Source organism: Sinorhizobium sp. 8-89, from assembly GCF_030124325.1.
GTDB lineage: Bacteria > Pseudomonadota > Alphaproteobacteria > Rhizobiales > Rhizobiaceae > Sinorhizobium.
The window spans coordinates 193,768-212,404 of sequence record NZ_JASKLR010000004.1; the positions used below are offsets into that span (position 1 = coordinate 193,768).

The 18,637-nt window shown below is 61.2% G+C and carries 16 protein-coding genes; 13 read left to right on the forward strand and 3 right to left on the reverse strand.

What is annotated here, in order from left to right; translation table 11 throughout:
* The first annotated feature begins 72 nt into the window (after positions 1–72).
* The 3 genes from QN219_RS11045 to QN219_RS11055 all read left to right on the forward strand — a co-directional run bounded on the left by QN219_RS11045 (position 73) and on the right by QN219_RS11055 (position 1,724).
* A complete protein-coding gene (locus QN219_RS11045) occupies positions 73–867 on the forward strand; it encodes an N-formylglutamate amidohydrolase (protein ID WP_283999694.1) in 795 nt (264 codons plus the stop codon).
* Positions 868–975: 108 nt separating this feature from the next.
* Entirely contained in the window at positions 976–1,281 is a 306-nt protein-coding gene (locus tag QN219_RS11050) for a DUF1244 domain-containing protein (protein WP_283999695.1), read from the forward strand.
* 176 nt (positions 1,282–1,457) lie between these two features.
* Complete coding sequence (locus tag QN219_RS11055) at positions 1,458–1,724, forward strand: DUF2312 domain-containing protein (RefSeq protein ID WP_173509146.1); 267 nt, start codon at positions 1,458–1,460, stop codon at positions 1,722–1,724.
* Positions 1,725–1,797: 73 nt separating this feature from the next.
* Here QN219_RS11055 and QN219_RS11060 read toward each other — a convergent pair whose 3' ends face one another.
* Both QN219_RS11060 and QN219_RS11065 read right to left on the reverse strand, forming a co-directional pair.
* A complete protein-coding gene (locus tag QN219_RS11060) occupies positions 1,798–3,642 on the reverse strand; it encodes a DUF882 domain-containing protein (protein WP_283999696.1) in 1,845 nt (614 codons plus the stop codon).
* 180 nt (positions 3,643–3,822) lie between these two features.
* The gene (locus QN219_RS11065; protein WP_283999697.1) at positions 3,823–5,367 is read right to left on the reverse strand and encodes a sigma-54 dependent transcriptional regulator; all 1,545 of its coding nucleotides are present in this window, start codon (positions 5,365–5,367) and stop codon (positions 3,823–3,825) included.
* A 186-nt stretch (positions 5,368–5,553) separates the two neighbouring features.
* Between QN219_RS11065 and QN219_RS11070 the strand changes: the two genes are divergently transcribed.
* From QN219_RS11070 to QN219_RS11080, 3 genes are all read left to right on the forward strand, one after another.
* Complete coding sequence (locus QN219_RS11070; RefSeq protein WP_283999698.1) at positions 5,554–7,425, forward strand: M3 family oligoendopeptidase; 1,872 nt, start codon at positions 5,554–5,556, stop codon at positions 7,423–7,425.
* Positions 7,426–7,581: 156 nt separating this feature from the next.
* Positions 7,582–8,739 (forward strand): aminodeoxychorismate synthase component I, encoded by a 1,158-nt coding sequence (locus QN219_RS11075; RefSeq protein WP_283999700.1) that lies wholly within the window; start codon positions 7,582–7,584, stop codon positions 8,737–8,739.
* Complete coding sequence (locus QN219_RS11080) at positions 8,736–9,362, forward strand: aminotransferase class IV family protein (RefSeq protein ID WP_283999702.1); 627 nt, start codon at positions 8,736–8,738, stop codon at positions 9,360–9,362. The genes QN219_RS11075 and QN219_RS11080 overlap by 4 nt, the downstream gene beginning before the upstream one ends.
* On the opposite strand, the gene QN219_RS11085 is transcribed toward QN219_RS11080, so the two are convergent.
* Positions 9,327–10,277: a sensor domain-containing diguanylate cyclase gene (locus QN219_RS11085; protein WP_283999948.1), complete on the reverse strand. Its 951-nt coding sequence runs from the start codon at positions 10,275–10,277 to the stop codon at positions 9,327–9,329. The two genes, QN219_RS11080 and QN219_RS11085, sit on opposite strands and share 36 nt — an antisense overlap.
* Positions 10,278–10,437: 160 nt before the next feature.
* On the opposite strand from QN219_RS11085, the gene QN219_RS11090 reads away from it, so the two are divergent.
* From QN219_RS11090 to QN219_RS11120, 7 genes are all read left to right on the forward strand, one after another.
* Positions 10,438–11,316: a DUF3445 domain-containing protein gene (locus tag QN219_RS11090; protein ID WP_283999703.1), complete on the forward strand. Its 879-nt coding sequence runs from the start codon at positions 10,438–10,440 to the stop codon at positions 11,314–11,316.
* Between the two features lie 243 nt (positions 11,317–11,559).
* Positions 11,560–13,011, forward strand: coding sequence for a homospermidine synthase (locus tag QN219_RS11095; RefSeq protein ID WP_173509139.1), 1,452 nt, complete (start codon positions 11,560–11,562; stop codon positions 13,009–13,011).
* A gap of 275 nt (positions 13,012–13,286) precedes the next feature.
* Entirely contained in the window at positions 13,287–13,652 is a 366-nt protein-coding gene (omp10, locus tag QN219_RS11100; RefSeq protein ID WP_173509138.1) for an outer membrane lipoprotein Omp10, read from the forward strand.
* Positions 13,653–13,775: 123 nt separating this feature from the next.
* Complete coding sequence (locus QN219_RS11105; protein WP_283999705.1) at positions 13,776–14,183, forward strand: GFA family protein; 408 nt, start codon at positions 13,776–13,778, stop codon at positions 14,181–14,183.
* 323 nt (positions 14,184–14,506) lie between these two features.
* The gene (locus tag QN219_RS11110; protein WP_283999706.1) at positions 14,507–16,384 is read left to right on the forward strand and encodes a 5'-nucleotidase C-terminal domain-containing protein; all 1,878 of its coding nucleotides are present in this window, start codon (positions 14,507–14,509) and stop codon (positions 16,382–16,384) included.
* A 113-nt stretch (positions 16,385–16,497) separates the two neighbouring features.
* Entirely contained in the window at positions 16,498–17,532 is a 1,035-nt protein-coding gene (hemH, locus tag QN219_RS11115; protein WP_283999707.1) for a ferrochelatase, read from the forward strand.
* Positions 17,533–17,632: 100 nt separating this feature from the next.
* Positions 17,633–18,628, forward strand: a complete 996-nt coding sequence (locus QN219_RS11120; protein ID WP_283999949.1) for an SPFH domain-containing protein — start codon at positions 17,633–17,635, stop codon at positions 18,626–18,628.
* Positions 18,629–18,637 lie beyond the last annotated feature (9 nt).

The following is an 18,637-nucleotide window of genomic DNA, read 5'->3' on the forward strand; positions in this document are numbered from 1 at the left end:
TCGCCTTTTTCTTGCGAATAGCGGTTGCGCATGCGATCACGAGCCGGCGTTGGCAGATCGAGCAGGAGCGGCATGCAGCACTATTCCCCTTACGAGATCATTGAAGGCAATCCGGCGAATGGTCTCGTTCTTCTGGCCGACCACGCCATGAATCGCCTTCCACCGGAATACGGAAGGCTAGGACTTCCGGAAAGCGCCTTCGCCCGTCACATCGCCTATGACATCGGCGTCGACCCGCTTATCAGGGAATTGGCCGCCGCACTCGATGCGCCGGCCGTGCTCGGTTGCTTCTCGCGGCTGCTGATCGATCCGAACCGCGGCGAGGACGACCCGACGCTGATCATGAAGATCTCCGACGGCGCGATCATCCCCGGCAATCATCCGATCACCGACGAGGAATGGGAGAACAGGCTAAACCGCTTCCATCGCCCTTACCACCGCGCCGTGTCGCAGACCATCGCGCGCGCCGCCGCGGCGGGGGGACGGGCGCCGCTGGTGATCTCGCTTCATTCCTTCACGCCGACCTGGAAGGGTATCGCCCGCCCGTGGCATGCCGCGGTGCTCTGGGACAACGACCCGCGCGCGGTGTTTCCGCTGATAGAGCGGCTTGAAGCAACGGGCGATATCGTCGTCGGCAACAATGATCCCTATGATGGGGCATTGCGCGGCGATACCATGTACCGGCATTGCATGACGCCGGGCATCGCCCACGCTCTGATCGAGATCCGCCAGGACCTGATCGCCGACGCGACCGGCGTCGCCGCCTGGGCTCGGCGCCTCGTCCCCGTCCTGGCGGAACTCAACGGCTTGCCGATGCTGCATGACTATCAGCGGCACCCCTCGCGCACGGGTGCCTATGACGGCTGACCACTAGATCGCAGCCGAGTTAAGGATAAAACATGCACCAATTCAAAGTGCTACAGCGTCCTTTACGCGTCTGAAAAGACGCACGGGCACTGTCAGAGGAGACCCATGATGACGGAACTCAGCCAGGATCAGCAAACCGCATTCGAAGCCGCGGCCTTCCGGCGGCTGGTGGCGCATCTGCGCGAACGCAGCGACGTTCAGAACATTGATCTCATGAATCTCGCCGGCTTCTGCCGCAACTGCCTGTCCAACTGGTACCGGGAAGCGGCTGAAGCCTCCGGCATAGAGATGAGCAAGGAGGAATCGCGCGAGGTCATCTACGGCATGCCTTATGAAGAGTGGCGCGCGCAGCATCAAACGGACGCATCCGCTGAGCAAAAGCTCGCCTTCGAGCGCAACCGCCCAAAGGAATAAGCTTCACCATAGTTCCACTTGGGCTGGCGACGCGGTGGAGGCGGAAAACGCGTCGTATTTTCCGGGATCGTGCTCTGGGAAATCGCGCCGCTGTTGCGCAATCGCCCTTGACCTCGGCTGCGGTTCGCGGCAGGTCACAGCACCCAGGAAATCATTCCCCACATAAGGAGAAGATCATGTCGGATGCTCACGGCGTCGCACGCGACCAGCTTCGCGCTTTCATCGAACGGATCGAACGGCTGGAAGAGGAAAAGAAGACCATCGCCGACGACATCAAGGATGTCTATGGCGAGGCAAAGTCGATGGGCTTCGACACCAAGATCCTGCGCAAGGTCATTTCCATCCGTAAGCAGGACCATGACGAGCGCATGGAACAGGAAGCGATCCTCGACACTTATCTGCAGGCGCTGGGCATGGTTCCCGCAGCCGAAGACGCAGCATAAGTACGCCGCCGCATTCCAACAAAATGCCCGCCGGTGCGTCCGGCGGGCATTTTTGTTCCGGGAAGGGTAGCGATCAGTTGGTGCTGAACTTTTTCACTTCCATGAAATTCACTGCACTGCCGCTGAAGCGCGCCGTATCGACCGCGCGGACGCCACTCGTAAAGCCCGCAGCATAGACTGTCGTCGGGGCCGCCCGAAGCGACTTGCTGACGAAACGCGGTGCCTTGACGGGTTTCGACAGGTTAGCGACGCGACCGGTCGAAAGCGCCCATTCCGAAATGATCTTCTGCGTCAGCTTGGGCTCGGTGCGGACGGACGAACGGGTCGCAGCTTCCGCATCCCGCTTCTTCGGCCGATTGCCCTTCGCCGGTGCCTCCGCCTGCGTGCCGAAGGCGCTGTCAAAAACCGACGCCTTCGAGCTCGCGCTGGACTGCGGCGCATAGGCGGCCAGTTCAATCGGTTGTGCGATTTGTTCGGGTTCTGCTGTCGGCGCTGCGAGTGCCACCCGCGTTGCCGCCTCAGCAGCGACGTCGCTCGGCGCCTCGGCGGACGCTACAACGGCATGATCGGCGACAGCCGGGACGGCAACCTCGACTCCGGCAACGGCCGCAAGCGCAGCTTCTCCGGCCGGACGCATCGCGGGCACCGGCACGAAAGCGAGCGCCTGAGCTTCGGTGTCGCCGATCGCCGCGTCGGCAGACGCCACAAGCGTTTCGTTGGCAACCAGCGAATTCATATCGCGACGATCAAGCATCTGAGGAACCGGCACCTTCAGCGTGCTGAGATCCGCATATTCCGGCGGCACGGCCGGCGTCTGCTGCATGGCCGCAGCCATCGCCTCCTGGGCAGTGTTCTTCTCGGGGGCGACAAGCGCAACCGCGACGCCGCCGTTGGCCGGCGTATCCTTGAACGCCGGGCGCACGGCCGGAACCGGCGCATTGATGTTCTGCTGTTCTTCCGTTGTCGAGCCGGCGACCGATCCCGCGACGCCCGGAAGCGCTTCCTGCGCAGCCGGCGCGGATGCGGCCGGTGCCTCGCCGTCGTCCGCAGCGCCGGCGGCGATTGCCGCTGGTTCTTCATCCTCGTCGCCGCCACCGCCGAAGAGCATGGCGAAGAGATTGCCGCTGCGCTTGCCGCTGACGTCACCCGGTCCCTTGGCGCCGCCGCCGGCAACTTCGATGGCCGAGGCCCCGACGCGCCGCTTGTAATCGGCAACGGCCTGCTGGTAGCCCGGCAGCGGCTTGCCGTCGGAAGGCACGTGCATGGTCTTGCCGTCCGGGAAGAGGCGCGCGAGCTCGTTGCGGGTCATGCGCGGCCAGGCGCGTACGCCGCCGACGTCCATGTGGACGAAAGGAGAGCCGGACGTTGGATAATAGCCGACGCCGCCGACCTGGAACTTCATGCCGATCTCGCGCAGCGTCTTGAGCCGAACGTCTGGGATGTAGAAATCCATTGCCTTGCCGAGCATGTGCTGGCTTTTCTTCGCGACCCCCTTGGAGCGGGACCGCAGCATGCCGTTGGTGGCCGGGGAGCGATAGGCGGAAACGACGTGGATATAATCGCGTGAACCGCTCTTCTGGTAGACTTCCCAGATGAGGTCGAGAAGCCTCGGGTCCATCTTGGTCGGTTCATTGCGCCGCCAGTCGCGCAGGAAACGGTTAACCTGCTGCAACCCCTTGGAATCGTAGCGGCCGTTGCGCTTGAAGGTGATCTGCGCCTTTTCCTTCGTATGGATGAAATAGAGCTTCAAAGTTCGGGTCTGGCCGGCGGCCTCGACCGGAGGTGCCATGCCCGGCGTGACGAGGGACGCCGCCAAAGCGATTGAGGCAAGAACCTGCGGCGCCTTGCGGGCGATCGCCGAGCAGACTCTGCGCGCTAAGAAGCCGACTGGCTTCTTCAAACCGAACAAATTTGGCATTCAATCCCCGTCCGACGGACAACCGTGCTTTGTTGTCTCAGATGACTGTCAAATAAGGTGACAGCATGGCAAATATGCCACAGTCGTCACCGCCCCTTATAATATAGTGAACAGTTCACTAACAAGGTCTAAACGGCGGTGCCCCAATTGCACGGCTAATGAGTTGTGAATGCGTCGAATTTATGCGGCTTCGCGCAGCGGATTATCGGGATCTATGCCGTAATCCTTGAGCTTTCGGTAGAGCGTCGAGCGCCCTATTCCGAGTTTTCGCGCCACTTGACTCATTTGCCCGCGGTAGAACTTCAACGCAAAACGAATCAGTTCTTCCTCGACTTCGGCGAGTTTCCGCACGTCCCCACCTTCATCGATGCTGGCAATGGCGTTCTCCAGGCGGTTGTCCGGCGCATGCTCTCGGGACGTTGATTGTTCCGCGACCTTCAAATCGGCATGAGCGTTAGGAGCATATCCGGCAAGCGTCGGAGCGCGCTCCGGCCCGGCCTCGCCCCAGGAGAAACCCGAACGATCGGCGACGACATAGCCGGGAATCTGGGTCGCGATCTGCGGAAAGTCCTTCACCGTGAGTTCGTTGCCGTCTGCGAGCACCACCGCGCGGAAAATCGCGTTCTCCAGTTGGCGGATATTGCCCGGCCAGTCGTAGGCTGTCAGCAGCGCCATCGCGCCGCTCGACACCGTCAGCGGTGCATTGAGCCGCTGCTCGGCGGCAAAGCGCTCGACGAAGGCGCGCACCAGCACCGGAATATCTTCCTTGCGCCGGCGCAGCGCCGGAATGGTGATCGGGAAGACGTTGAGCCGATAATAGAGATCTTCCCGGAACCGGCCTTCGCGTACCTCGTTGATGAGGTCCTTGTTGGTTGCAGAGATCAGCCGCACGTTTACCTTCTGCGGATGACGCGCGCCAACGGTCTCGATCTCGCCCTGCTGGACGGCCCGAAGCAGCTTGACCTGAACGTCGAGCGGCAGATCACCGATTTCGTCGAGGAAGAGCGTTCCGCCATGCGCATCGACGAATTTGCCGGTGTGTTTTTCGGTTGCACCGGTGAAGGCGCCCTTCTCGTGACCGAAGAGGATGCTTTCGACCAAGTTGTGCGGGATCGCACCGCAATTGACGGTGACGAACGGCTTGCCGGCCCGGTCGCTTGCCGACTGGATCGCGCGCGCCACCATCTCCTTGCCGACACCGGATTCGCCTTCAAGCACGATCGGGATATTGGACTGCGCGGCGCGACGGGCGAGATCGATGACCCGGATCATCGCCGGGCTCGCCGAGACGATGTCGTCGAAGCCGACCGAGCCACCGCGCGACCGACGCGACGTTTTCACCTTGCCATCGCGATGCGCCATCTTCAGCGCGTTGCCGATCGCGACCGCGAGCCGCTCCGGCGATACTGGCTTGACCAGGAAGTCGAAAGCCCCGGCCTGCATGGCCTGGACAACCGTTTCGATGCCGCCCTGTCCGGTCTGGACGATCACCGGTATATCGACGCCGCGATCGGCAAGCGCTTCGAGAAAACCGTGGCCGTTCATCTCGGGCATCAGGAGGTCGAGCAGGATGACGTTGATGATGCCGCCCTTGCGCACCAGCAGTTCGAGGCCGCTGCGGCCGTTGTCGGCGAGATGCGCGACGTGCCCCAACCGTTCGATCATGTTCGTCAGCAACCGGCGCTGGACCGGATCGTCATCGATGACAAGAATATGTGATGTCACGAAAGCCTCCTGCTTAGGACACGCGGTACTCTTTGGCCAACCTCATGTGCCAAATCATGCCAGCCATTCGTGCCATAAAGGGCTGAACATCATGTTTTGAGAAAAGCTTGCATTTTATCCATTGGCGGCGATAGCAATGAGGCCCATATGGCTTGTTGCCCCAGCCACAACGCGAGAAATCCGAAGATGTCGCTATCCGCTCGAAACCTTGCCGCTTCCGCCACTCAATCCGCGCTTCGCGCGACGGCCGGACAGGCGCATGGCGTTGCCGCCGACCTCGGCGATCTGCCGTCCTGGCGCCTTGAAGATCTTTACGTGTCTTCCACGGCGGAAGAGTTCCGCTCCGACTTGGCGAAGGCGGACGCCGACGCGATCGCGTTCGAGAAGAAATGGAAGGGCAAGCTTACCGAGGCGGCCGGCAAGACCGGTGACGAGGGTATCGGCGCGGCCGTGAAGGAGTTCGAAGCGCTTGAGGACCTGATGGGGCGGATCGCCTCCTTTGCCGGACTGACCTACTTCTCCGACACGTCAAAGCCTGCCAACGGCAAGCTTTACGGTGACGTCCAGTCGAAGCTTACCGACATGTCGGCTCATCTCCTGTTCTTCTCGCTGGAACTCAATCGCATCGAGGACGAGATCATCGATGCGGCTCTCGCGAAGGACAGCCTCGCAGCACACTACAAGCCGTGGATTCTCGACCTGCGCAAGGACAAGCCCTATCAGCTCGACGACAAGTTGGAGCAGCTTTTCCTCGAGAAATCGATGACCGGTGCGACCGCCTTCAACCGCCTGTTCGACGAGACGGTCGCGGCGCTCACCTTCAACGTCGACGGCGAGGCGTTGCCACTCGAGGTTGCGCTGAACCTTCTGCAGGACCCCTCGCCCGAGACCCGCAAGAAGGCGGCGATGGCGCTCGCCGAAACCTTCAAGGCGAACATCCGCACCTTCACGCTGATCACCAACACGCTCGCCAAGGACAAGGAGATCTCCGACCGCTGGCGCGGCTTCGAGGATATCGCCGACAGCCGCCACCTCGCCAACCGCGTCGAACGGGAGGTCGTGGACGCGCTGGCCGCCGCGGTGAAGGCAGCTTATCCGCGCCTTTCGCACCGCTACTACGCCATGAAGGCGAAGTGGCTCGGCATGGAGCAGATGGAATTCTGGGACCGGAACGCGCCGCTGCCGGAAACGCCGAACGCGCTGATCTCGTGGAACGACGCCAAGGACACGGTGCTTTCCGCCTATCACGCCTTCGCTCCGGAAATGGCCACGATCGCCCGGCGTTTCTTCGATGACCGCTGGATCGACGCGCCGGTGCGGCCCGGCAAGACGCCCGGCGCCTTCGCCCATCCGACGGTTCCGTCCGTCCACCCTTATGTGCTCGTCAATTACATGGGCAAGCCGCGCGACGTGATGACGCTCGCCCATGAACTCGGGCACGGCGTGCATCAGGTACTCGCCGGCGGACAGGGCGCGCTGATGGCTTCGACACCGCTGACGCTTGCCGAAACCGCCTCCGTCTTCGGCGAGATGCTGACCTTCCGGGCGCTCCTCGACCAGACCAAGGACAAGCGTGAGCGCAAGGCGATGCTCGCCCAGAAGGTGGAGGACATGATCAACACGGTCGTGCGCCAGATCGCCTTCTACGAATTCGAGCGTAAGGTCCACACCGCCCGCAAGGACGGCGAGCTTACTGCGGACGACCTCGGCGAAATGTGGCTTTCGATCCAGACGGAAAGCCTTGGGTCTGCGATCCGGATATCCGAGGGCTATGAAACCTACTGGGCCTATATCCCCCACTTCATCCATTCGCCCTTCTACGTCTATGCCTATGCCTTCGGCGATTGCCTCGTGAATTCCCTCTACGCCGTTTATCGAAAGGCCGAGAAAGGCTTCCAGGAGAAGTATTTCGAGCTCTTGAAAGCGGGCGGAACCAAGCATCACTCCGAACTGCTGGCGCCCTTCGGGCTCGACGCGACAGATCCGTCGTTCTGGGCGCAGGGATTGTCGATGATTGAGGGGCTGATCGACGAGTTGGAGGCGCTTGATAAGGCCTGAGCCGTTACAGCGCCGTGCGTCTTTTCAGACGCACAAAGGTCGCTGTAGCACTTTGAATCGCTGCATGTTTTATCCTTAAATCGAATAGGATTTCAGGAAACATGCAGTAGGCCTTGCTCCAACGGCCGGATGTTGAACGGACGACGACCAGCTTCGATGATCGAAAATGCGCCCCATGTCCTTTTCCGGGACGACAGCGAGAACCGGACCACGGTTTTCGCCGAACCCTCGCGCGTGGTCACGGCGCGGACGCGAAGTGAATTCTGGCGCGGCCTTGCGGAAATCGAAAGCGCCCACCGCGCCGGAAAGTGGCTCGCCGGCTATATGGCCTATGAGGCCGGCCACCTCTTCGAAGAAAAGCTCGAGCCCTTTGCCGAGGAGAACCGGGAAACACCGCTGATGTCCTTCGGCGTCTTCGACGCGCCCGCGGAAGGTCACCCTCTTGCCGAACCGCAGCGACGGACGGAAAACGAACCCTTTCTTTCCGAGCCTCGCGCCGGCTGGAACTTTCCCGATTACCGCGCGCGGTTCGAACGCCTGCATCGGCACCTTCGCCAAGGGGACTGCTATCAGGCGAACCTGACGATGCCGATACGTGCGAGATGGTCGGGCGACCCGCGCGCGGCCTTCTGGTCGCTGATCGAGCGCCAGCCGGTGAAATACGGAGCGCTGGTGGTGCTCGACGGCCCGGTTCTCCTTTCGCGCTCACCGGAATTGTTCTTCCGCGTCGACGCCGACGGTTGGATCGAAACGCATCCGATGAAGGGCACGGCCCCGCGCGGCGCGACGGCCGAGGAGGACGCTGCGATCATTGCCGGGATGCGGGCGGACGAAAAGACCCAGGCCGAAAACCGGATGATCGTCGACCTTCTGCGCAACGACATCTCCCGCGTCACCACGGTCGGAACATTGGATGTCCCGAAACTCTTCGACATCGAGACCTATCCGACCGTTCATCAGATGGTGAGCCACGTCAGGGCCAAACTTCGGCCCGATACCGGTATCGCCGATATTTTTGCGGCTCTCTTTCCCTGCGGCTCCATCACCGGCGCACCGAAGATCCGGGCGATGGAAATCCTCCATGAATTGGAATCCGGGCCGCGCGACGCCTATTGTGGCGCTATCGGTTTCATCGCGCCGAACGGCGTCATGCGATTCAATGTGGCAATCCGAACGATTTCGCTGTTTCCCGACGGCCGGGCAGTCTTCAATGTCGGGGGTGGCATCGTCTTCGATTCGAAGGCCGAGGCGGAATATGACGAATGCCTCCTGAAGGCGCGCTTCGCCATCGGCGACGCCGAGATCGCGCGATGACGGATTTTTCCCTGATCGAAACGCTGCGCTTCGAGCCGGAGAGCGGCTTCGTCCGGCTTCGCTTGCATCTCGCCCGGTTGACGCGCTCGGCGAGGCGGCTTGGCTTTGCGGGCGCGGGCGCTGCGGAAGGGCACCTGAAGGAAGCGGTATGCGGCGCCGAAGGTCCGCTGCGGGTCCGCTTGACGCTTGATCGCCACGGCGCCATCGCCGTCGCCACCGCTCCCTTTACCCCTCTTCCCGACGATACCGTCTGGCGCGCGCGGATTGCTGCCACAAGGCTCGATTCCAGCAACCGGCTGCTTCGGGTCAAGACGACACGACGTGAGCTCTTCGAGGCGGCGCGCAGCGAGTTCTCCGTGGCGGAGGCCGACGAGGTCATTCTGCTCAATGAAAAGGGCGAGGTCTGCGAAGGCACGATAACCTCCGTCTTTCTCGATGACGGAAGCGGCATTCTGAAGACCCCGCCGATCGCCTGTGGCCTGTTGGCCGGCGTGCTGCGCACCGAGCTCGTCTGCCAGCGCCGCGCGCGCGCTTCCCGGCTCTCCCCTGCCGATCTTGAAAGCGGACGCCTCTACCTCGGCAATTCCCTACGAGGTTTGATCCGGGCGAAACTCGTGGTCTGAACCCGCCAGAGTATAGCGTTTCACCCGGTCGCGCCCTTCGCGCTTGGCAAGGTAAAGAGCCTCGTCCGCTCGGGCATAAATGTCGTTGACGGTGTCGCCCTCGCGGTATTCCGCAAGCCCCACCGAGCAGGTGTAATAGAACTCCGGGATGTTGGAAAGCGGGCGGGCGCTCCGCACCTTGTCCAGCAACCGATCGAGAATGAGATGGCTTTCGCTGACCGTCGTGTCCGGCAGGATCAGCATGAACTCCTCACCGCCGATTCGGCCGAAGCAGTCTGAGCGGCGGACGAAGCCTTGCATCTGGCGGGCGAAATCGAGCAGCACTTCATCGCCGCGCTGGTGGCCATAGCGATCGTTGATTGCCTTGAAATAGTCGATGTCGATGATCGCCACGCAACCCCACATGTCCGGGTTGCCGGTGCAGTTCGTGATGAACTCGTTAAGCCTGTTCATCGTATAGCGCCGGTTCGGTACGCTGGTCAGTTCGTCCACTTGCGACGCGCGTACCGCGAAATCGCGGTCCTGCCGCAGTTCGCGTTCCTCCGCGTGTATAGTGGTAATATCGACAGCGATGCAGAGCATGAAGCCATTGGCGTCGACCGTCTCGGTCATCCACAGCCAGCGGCCGTCATGAAGGTCGGTTTCAAGCGCACGAAACGGGACCTTGCCGCGCCGATGGACCGTGGCCGCGATCCAGGCTTCGATGTCGTCCGTCTTCACCACCGTGCCCTTGCCGCAGGCATAGTTGCGCCGCATCAGATCGGCCCAGGTCGGAAAGTCATCCGGAGCGAGATTATAGGCGGCGCGAAATGCGTCATTGGCAAAACACAAACGGTCCTGATGATCATAAAGTGCGATCAATACGGGCGATCGGGCCTCCAGTTCCATCAAGGTCTGGAGATGGTCGCCAAGCACGGTCAAATCTCAATCCCTCCGGGTAAACGCATTAGGGAAATGCAATTACAGCAAGAATATACACGCGCAAGAGCTATAACACGAATCGCTTGTGGCCGAATGCCCGCCATGCCAATGGAAGGGAATATGGTTAAGTGGCGAAGTCTTTCGGTTCTCCAGCATGAAGCACACCCCCTATGACGGTTCGTCGAAACCCTTCACGATCGGGCTCACCCAGCTCGATCCCGACCGGTGGATCGAGCTGGACGACGCGCTTGAGTTCTATCTCGATGAAAAGGCGCGGCTGCTCACCTCCATGCGCGAGACCATCTTCGTTGCCGAGACCGGAACGGAACCTGCGCAGGGTGAACTCCTGAATGTCCTGACAGAATACCTACCGAGACAATATCCGGCGCTTTACCGGCGAGAGGGCGACGCGATGATCGTTGGCAAACGCCGGGTGGCGCTCGTCGGCGACGCCCCTCTCGTCACCGCGGGTTCGCTGATCCAGGACGATCTTGCGATCATGGAGCGAAGGAATGGCGATTGGCGGCTTGCTGCTGCCTATGTCGCCTTTCCGTCCTCCTGGTCGCTGGCGGAAAAATTCGGTCGGGCAATGCACGAGATTCATGCGCCCGTTCCGGGCTTCGGTCAGGGCACGCGCAATGCCGAACTCATCAGCCGCATGTTCGACAATCTTTCGCCCGGCCGCTTCGTCGAACGCCTCAACTGGGCGATCAATGTCGACGGCGCACTGCACTTGCCGAAGTCGAAGTCCGAAGGGGTCGATGCAGAAGCGATCTCGCTTTCCGAAGATGGGACCTTCATACGCGTTGAACGCCAGACGCTTCGCAAACTGCCCGAGACCGGCGCGATCGTTTTCACGATCCGCATTTATTCTGACCCGCTTGCCGCACTCAGAAGCCGGCCCGACGCGGCGGCGCTTGCACAATCCTTCGTTGCCCAACTGCGCGAATTGACGCTGCCTGAAGCTGCTTACAAAGGCCTTGTAAGCAAGCGGGAGGCGCTGATCACGGCATTGCTGGCGATTGCCGGTTAAGCAAAGTCTAAAGTCGCGGTTGACGCGCCGGCTCTTTATTGTGACAGGAAACTATGCTCTTAGAGCATCCGCTTTCAGCGATTTCACCTGGAAGCGGGCAAGATACTCTAGATCGCAGTGCTTTGGCGCCTTCGGCGCGTTCATCGAACGCCCGGCGCTGCTGGCTTGAACAGAGACCCGAACGCCCGCTTTCCCGCGCGTTTCAACCAACCTCACAGGGATGTTTTCTCAGGAGAAAACCAAATGGCAGATACCACTTACCCGGTTTATGGCGAGATCACCGGACCGATCGTCATGATCGGTTTCGGCTCGATCGGCCACGGCACGTTGCCGCTGATCGAACGCCACTTCAAATACGACAAGAACCGGTTGATTGTGGTCGAACCGCGTGAAGACGCCAAGGACACGGAGATTTTCGAGCGCCATGGCGTGCGTCACGTCAAGGCATACGTCACCAAGGACAACTACAAGGAGCTGCTGAAGCCGCTCCTGACCGAGGGCGGCGGTCAAGGCTTCTGCGTCAATCTCTCCGTCGACACCTCCTCGCTCGACCTCATGAAGCTCTGCCGCAAGCTCGACGTGCTCTACATCGACACGGTCGTCGAACCCTGGCTCGGTTTCTACTTCAACACCGAAATGGACAACGCGGCCCGCACAAACTATGCGTTGCGTGAAACGGTGCGCAAGGAAAAGCAGAAGAACCCGGGCGGAACCACCGCGGTGTCGACCTGCGGCGCCAACCCCGGCATGGTCTCCTGGTTCGTAAAGAAGGCGCTCCTCAACCTCGCCGACGATCTCGGCCTGAAATATGAGGAACCGCATCAGGACGACCGCGAAGGCTGGGCGAAGCTGATGAAGAAAGCGGGCGTCAAGGGCATCCACATCGCCGAGCGCGACACACAGCGCAGCAAGGAGCCGAAGCCGCTCGACGTGTTCTGGAACACCTGGTCGGTCGAAGGCTTCATTTCGGAGGGCCTGCAGCCGGCCGAACTCGGCTGGGGCACGCACGAGAACTGGATGCCGAAGAACGCCAAGAAGCACAAGAAGGGCTGCAAGGCGGCGATCTATCTGGAACAGCCGGGCGCAAACACGCGCGTGCGCACCTGGTGCCCGACGCCCGGCCCGCAGTACGGCTTCCTCGTCACCCATAACGAATCGATCTCGATTGCCGACTTCTTCACCGTTCGTGACAAGGATGGCGAGGTCACTTACCGCCCGACCTGCCACTATGCCTATCATCCCAACAACGACGCGGTGCTCTCGCTTCACGAGATGTTCGGCAACGGCGGCAATGCGCAGCCGGTGCACCACGTTCTCGACGAGAACGAGCTCGTCGACGGCGTCGATGAACTCGGCGTGCTGCTCTACGGCCATGACAAGAACGCCTACTGGTATGGTTCGCGCCTGTCGCTGGAAGAGACCCGGCGTATCGCGCCCTATCAGAATGCTACCGGTCTGCAGGTGACGAGTGCCGTTCTGGCCGGCATGGTCTGGGCGCTCGAGAACCCGAAGGCAGGCATCGTCGAAGCTGACGAGATGGACTACAAGCGCTGCCTGGAAGTGCAACTTCCCTATCTCGGCCCGGTTGAAGGCCACTACACCGACTGGACGCCACTCGAGGGCCGTCCGGGCCTATTCCCGGAAGACCTCGACACCAAGGATCCGTGGCAGTTCCGGAACATCCTCTTCCGCTGACATCACAGCAGATGAGTTGCAGATCCGGCCCGGAGCATAGCTGCTCCGGGCTTTCTTATCGGCGCCGATAAGGGTTGCGCGGCAGCGCAATGCCCGCCCGTTCCGAGTGACGGAATCGCGGTCTAACGTCTTAGAATTGATCACGTTTACGACGTGGAGCGATTCAATCCAAAATCGGCGAGATTTTAGTGACGGTCTTGCTTTCAACTCATGATCGCGGCATGGTTTCGCGCACAGAACGAAACCGCCTTGGCAAGACGCGGGAGAAAACGCCAATGAAGCCTTTCGCCATTCCGACCCTTCTGGCCGCCGCGGCAGCGCTGGCTTCATGCCAGTCGTCGCCACGGGAAATCGGCGGACCGCCGCCTCGCCAGGCTGCCGGCGTCGAAGGCGCCTGGGTCGATCCGAACGGCATCGTTTCCACCTTCGCCGGCGGAACTTTCTCGACACGCACCACCGACACCAACCAGCTCCTCGCGTCCGGCAACTATGTCAATGTCAGCCCGACGCTTGTCGAGATCAGCATGACGTCGCTGGTGCGCAACACCCAGTCGAAGGTCAACTGCGCGCTCGTAACCCAGAGCCAGTTGAATTGCACCACAGATTCCGGCGCACAATTCTCGCTCGCGCGCCGCGGCTGAACCGGATGGACAAGGTGACGAACGGTCCCGTTCAACACCTTTCTGAATGAAGAAGGCCTGCCTAAGCGCGGGCCTTTTCTTTGATCGACCAGCGGGAGCCCACGTCCAATCTACGGGGAGACGATGCTGAGGACCTATGTGGGGAGCTGCCATTGCGGCGCAGTCCGTTTCGAGGCCAATCTCGACATCAGTGCCGGCACCGGAAAGTGCAATTGTTCCATTTGCACGAAGATGCGCCTGTGGTCGGTTCGCGCGAGGCGCGAGGCTTTTCGTCTCATCGAAGGCGAGCGCGAACTGACGGACTATCAGGGAAAGAACAAGGTCGCCCATCACCTTTTCTGTAAGCACTGCGGCGTGCACCCTTTCCAGCGCATCGATGTCCCGAATATGACGGGCAGTCCCTATCTCAATATCAATATCGCATGTCTCGATGGCGTCGACACCGACGAGTTGATGGCAGCACCTCTAAGCTATTACGACGGCCGCAATGACAATTGGGCGGAAACGCCCACCGAAGTGCGGCATCTTTAGCCCGAACGGCATCAGCTATCGCGGCCCTTCGAAGGCCGCGTCGCATGGTTCGGCAGCCGGCTTAACCCTACTGCATGATTCCTTAAATCGGGATCGATTTAAGGACAAAATCATGCGGCAATTCAAAGTGCTACAGCGACCTTTTGCGCGTCCGATTGGACGCGCGGCGCTGTAGTTGGAATCCGGCAAAGAAAGGGCGGCTTTAGCGCTTGAAGTCGGCCGCAACTGGTGAAAACATCCGCCACGCCACCTCGGTCGGGGGATCGAGCATTCCTGGCGATTCGTGATCGATCGGAAGTCCACAGGCAGAACGGGAGAACATCATGATCAGACACATACGGACCGGCCTCATGACCGCGTCTATTCTCGCCCTTTCTTCGGGCGCCGCCTTCGCCGATTATGAATTGAACATCCTGCACATCAACGACCTCCACTCCCGTATCGAATCGATCAACAAGTTTGATTCGACGTGCTCGGCGGAAGATGAAGGCAAGAACGAGTGCTTTGGAGGCGTCGCCCGCCTGAAGACGCTGATCGACCAGAAACGCCAGGAGTTGGCCGGCAAGAATATGCTTCTGCTCAACGCGGGCGACAATTTCCAGGGCTCGCTCTTCTTCACCACCTACAAGGGCGCGGCGGAAGCGGAATTCCTGAACCTGATGAAATTCGATGCGATGACCGTCGGCAACCACGAGTTCGACGAGAGCGAAGACGGCCTCGCCAGCTTCCTCGACAAGGTCACCTTCCCGGTCGTAACGGCAAACGTACTGCCAAGCCACAAGTCGAAGATCGGCGACCGGATCAAACCGTCGATCGTTCTCGACGTCGGCGGTCAGAAGATCGGCATCGTCGGCGCGGTCGCCAACGACACGCCCGAACTCTCCTCTCCCGGACCGGACATCCTGATCGGCGAGGACGTCGCGACGATCACGAGCGCCATCGAGGAAGTCAAGAAACAGGGCGTCAACAAGATCATTGCGCTGACCCATGTCGGCTACCCGCGCGACCTTGCGGCAATCGCGAAAATCCCGGACGTCGACGTCGTCGTCGGCGGTCACTCCCACAGCCTGTTGTCCAACACCGACGAGAAGGCGGAGGGCCCCTATCCCACGATGGTCGACAATCCGGGTGGCTACAAGGTGCCGGTTGTGCAGGCTGGCTCCTATAGCAAATATCTTGGCGACCTCGTCGTCACATTCGATGATAGCGGCGTCGTCAAGGCCGCCAAGGGCGATCCGATCCTCATAGACTCCTCGGTAAAGCCCGACGAAGCTGTGCTCGCCCGGATCAAGGAACTCGCCAAGCCGATCGAAGAATTGCGAACCAAGGTCATCGCCAAGACGGAAACGCCGATCGATGGTTCGCGCGAGAATTGCCGCGCCAAGGAGTGCGAAATGGGCACACTGGTGGCCAACGCCATGCTCGACCGCGTCAAGGGTCAGGGTGTGACGATCGCCATCACCAATGGCGGCGGCCTGCGCGCTTCGATCGACGCCGGCGACGTGACCATGGGTGAAGCGATTACCGTGCTCCCCTTCCAGAACACCCTCTCGACCTTCGAGTTGAAAGGTGCCGACATTCGCGCCGCGCTGGAAAACGGTCTGAGCCAGATCGAAGAGGGTGGCGGACGCTTCCCGCAGGTGGCCGGCCTCAAATATTCCTTCGACCGCACAAAGCCGGCAGGCAGCCGGTTGGTGTCTGTCGAGGTGAAGGAGGGCGAGGCCTTCACTGCGCTTGATCCGGAAAAGACCTATTCGCTGGTCAGCAACAATTTCATGCGCGGCGGCGGCGACGGCTATGACGTCTTCAAGACCAAGGGCGAGAACGCCTATGACTACGGTCCGGGGCTGGAGACGGTGCTCGCCGACTACCTTGCCGCGCACCAGCCGTTCAAGCCCTATACTGATGGCCGCATCACGGAAGTCGCTGCGGCGTCTGGCTCGACTGCGAGCGACACGGCTGCTCCGGCAGAGGAGGCGAAGCCGGCCGAGAGCACCGCTGCCGCACCCGCTCAGCCGGCAACCGAGACGGCGGCTGCAGGACCGCAGAAGCACGTCATCGCCCGGGGTGACACGCTTTGGGACCTCGCCGAGTCCTTCTATGGCGACGGGGCGCTCTGGCAGAAGATCTCCGCAGCCAACGGCGAGCCCGCTCCTCGCAGGCTCGAAATCGGCCGCGAGCTGGCAATTCCGGCCAAGTAAGACAATTTGCCTCTGGCAGATCGGCCGGCGCGGGCTTCCCCGCGCCGGTTTTTCTTTTTAGAAGAGCTTGAGACCGACGGCGCTGGCAAGCAGAAGCGCCCATGAGGACCGAGATGACGACCGCACGCGCCGAACCGACCATCGACCACCCTGCCGTGAAATCCGGGAAGATCGGCGTGCTGCTCGTGAATCTCGGGACGCCGGACGGCACCGACTACGCCTCCATGCGCCGCTACCTCAAGGAGTTCCTGAGCGACAGGCGCGTCATCGAATGGTCGCGTCTCTACTGGTATCCGATCCTCTACGGCATCGTGCTCAACACGCGTCCCGGCAAGGTCGGCAAGGCCTACGAGCTGATCTGGAACAAAGAACTGAATGAGAGTTGGCTACGCACCTACACCCGCAACCAGGCCGAACTGATGGCGAAGACCTTTGCCGATCGGCCGGCGGTCGTCGTCGACTGGGCGATGCGCTACGGCCAACCATCCATCGCTTCGCGCATGGAAGCGTTGCAGAAGGAAGGTTGCGATCGCATACTCGTCTTTCCGCTCTATCCGCAATATGCCGCGGCCACGACCGCAACGGTCAACGACAAGGCGTTCGAGGCGCTGTTGAAAATCCGCTGGCAGCCGGCGCTGCGCACCGTTCCGCCCTATCCCGGCGACCCGGTCTATATCGATGCGCTCGCCGCCTCGATCAGCAAGCATCTTGCAGCGCTCGACTGGGAGCCGGAAGTCGTGCTCGCCTCCTTTCACGGCATTCCGAAGAGCTATTCCGACAAAGGCGACCCCTATTATTTCCAGTGCCAGCAGACCGCGCAGCTATTGCGCGAGAAGCTCGGCTGGTCGGAGGAAAAGCTGCAGGTCACCTTCCAGTCCCGCTTCGGCCCGGAGGAATGGCTGCAGCCCTATACCGACAAGACGGTCGAGAAGCTGGCGAAGGACGGCGTCAAGCGCCTCGCCATCGTCAATCCCGGCTTCGTCTCCGACTGTCTGGAGACGCTGGAGGAAATCGCCGGCCAGGCAGCCGAAAGCTTCCACCACAACGGCGGCGAGAAATTTGCGCACATTCCCTGTCTGAACGACAGTGCCGATGGCATGGCCGTGCTCAATCACGTCGTGCGCCGCGAGCTTGAGGGCTGGCTCTAAGCGGCCTTCTCTACACACCGCTTGAATTATCTCGCCGAATCGCCACGTCATACTCTCGGGGCACTCCAAACGCTGGAGTTGCGAAGAGGGAGATATGTCGGTGGGCGGCATGGATATCGCAGTCATTGCATTCGTCGTTCTCGTCGTCCTGGTGCTTTTCGCCGGGATCAAGACGGTGCCGCAGGGCTATCGCTACACGGTCGAGCGCTTCGGCCGTTACACGAAGACCATGGAGCCGGGACTGAACCTCATTATTCCTTTCATCGATCGCATCGGGGCGAAGATGAATGTGATGGAGCAGGTTCTCGATGTGCCAACGCAGGAGGTCATCACCAAGGACAATGCCAGCGTCGCGGCGGATGCGGTGGCCTTCTATCAGGTGCTAAATGCTGCGCAGGCCGCCTATCAGGTCTCCAATCTCGAGAACGCCCTTCTCAATCTGACGATGACAAACATCCGCTCGGTGATGGGGTCGATGGATCTCGACGAACTGCTTTCGAACCGCGACACGATCAACGATCGGCTTCTTCACGTCGTCGACGAGGCTGCCAATCCCTGGGGCATCAAGATCACCCGCGTAGAGATCAAGGACATCGCGCCGCCGAAGGATCTGGTCGACGCCATGGCGCGGCAGATGAAGGCGGAGCGCGAAAAGCGTGCCCAGGTGCTCGAAGCCGAAGGTGCCAGGAACGCGCAGATCTTGCGCGCCGAGGGCTCGAAACAGTCTGCCATCCTTCAGGCGGAGGGCCAGCGCGAGGCCGCGTTCCGCGACGCGGAAGCGCGCGAGCGGCTTGCCGAGGCCGAAGCCAAGGCGACGAAGATGGTTTCCGAGGCGATTGCCGCCGGCGACGTGCAGGCGATCAACTATTTCGTCGCGCAAAAGTACACCGAGGCGCTCGCTTCGATCGGCACGGCGAACAACCAGAAGATCGTGCTGATGCCGATGGAGGCCTCCTCGCTGATCGGCTCGCTCGGCGGCATCGGCGCCATCGCCAGGGAAGTCTTCGGCGAGGGCCAGCCTCCTAGCTCGCCTCGCCCGCGCCAGTCGACGCCGCGCACCGGTCCGGCCGGCAATTCCTCCGAAACGACCTCTTGAGGGCGTCCC

Bases quoted from the DNA above. Each gene is read 5' to 3' on its own strand.
- QN219_RS11075 (WP_283999700.1), top strand. From the start codon at position 7,582: ATGATCGAAAATGCGCCCCATGTCCTTTTCCGGGACGACAGCGAGAAC.
- QN219_RS11090 (WP_283999703.1), top strand. From the start codon at position 10,438: ATGAAGCACACCCCCTATGACGGTTCGTCGAAACCCTTCACGATCGGG.
- QN219_RS11045 (WP_283999694.1), top strand. From the start codon at position 73: ATGCAGCACTATTCCCCTTACGAGATCATTGAAGGCAATCCGGCGAAT.
- QN219_RS11080 (WP_283999702.1), top strand. From the start codon at position 8,736: ATGACGGATTTTTCCCTGATCGAAACGCTGCGCTTCGAGCCGGAGAGC.
- QN219_RS11110 (WP_283999706.1), top strand. From the start codon at position 14,507: ATGATCAGACACATACGGACCGGCCTCATGACCGCGTCTATTCTCGCC.
- QN219_RS11105 (WP_283999705.1), top strand. From the start codon at position 13,776: ATGCTGAGGACCTATGTGGGGAGCTGCCATTGCGGCGCAGTCCGTTTC.
- hemH (WP_283999707.1), top strand. From the start codon at position 16,498: ATGACGACCGCACGCGCCGAACCGACCATCGACCACCCTGCCGTGAAA.
- QN219_RS11070 (WP_283999698.1), top strand. From the start codon at position 5,554: ATGTCGCTATCCGCTCGAAACCTTGCCGCTTCCGCCACTCAATCCGCG.
- QN219_RS11060 (WP_283999696.1), bottom strand. From the start codon at position 3,642: ATGCCAAATTTGTTCGGTTTGAAGAAGCCAGTCGGCTTCTTAGCGCGC.
- omp10 (WP_173509138.1), top strand. From the start codon at position 13,287: ATGAAGCCTTTCGCCATTCCGACCCTTCTGGCCGCCGCGGCAGCGCTG.
- QN219_RS11050 (WP_283999695.1), top strand. From the start codon at position 976: ATGACGGAACTCAGCCAGGATCAGCAAACCGCATTCGAAGCCGCGGCC.
- QN219_RS11095 (WP_173509139.1), top strand. From the start codon at position 11,560: ATGGCAGATACCACTTACCCGGTTTATGGCGAGATCACCGGACCGATC.
- QN219_RS11055 (WP_173509146.1), top strand. From the start codon at position 1,458: ATGTCGGATGCTCACGGCGTCGCACGCGACCAGCTTCGCGCTTTCATC.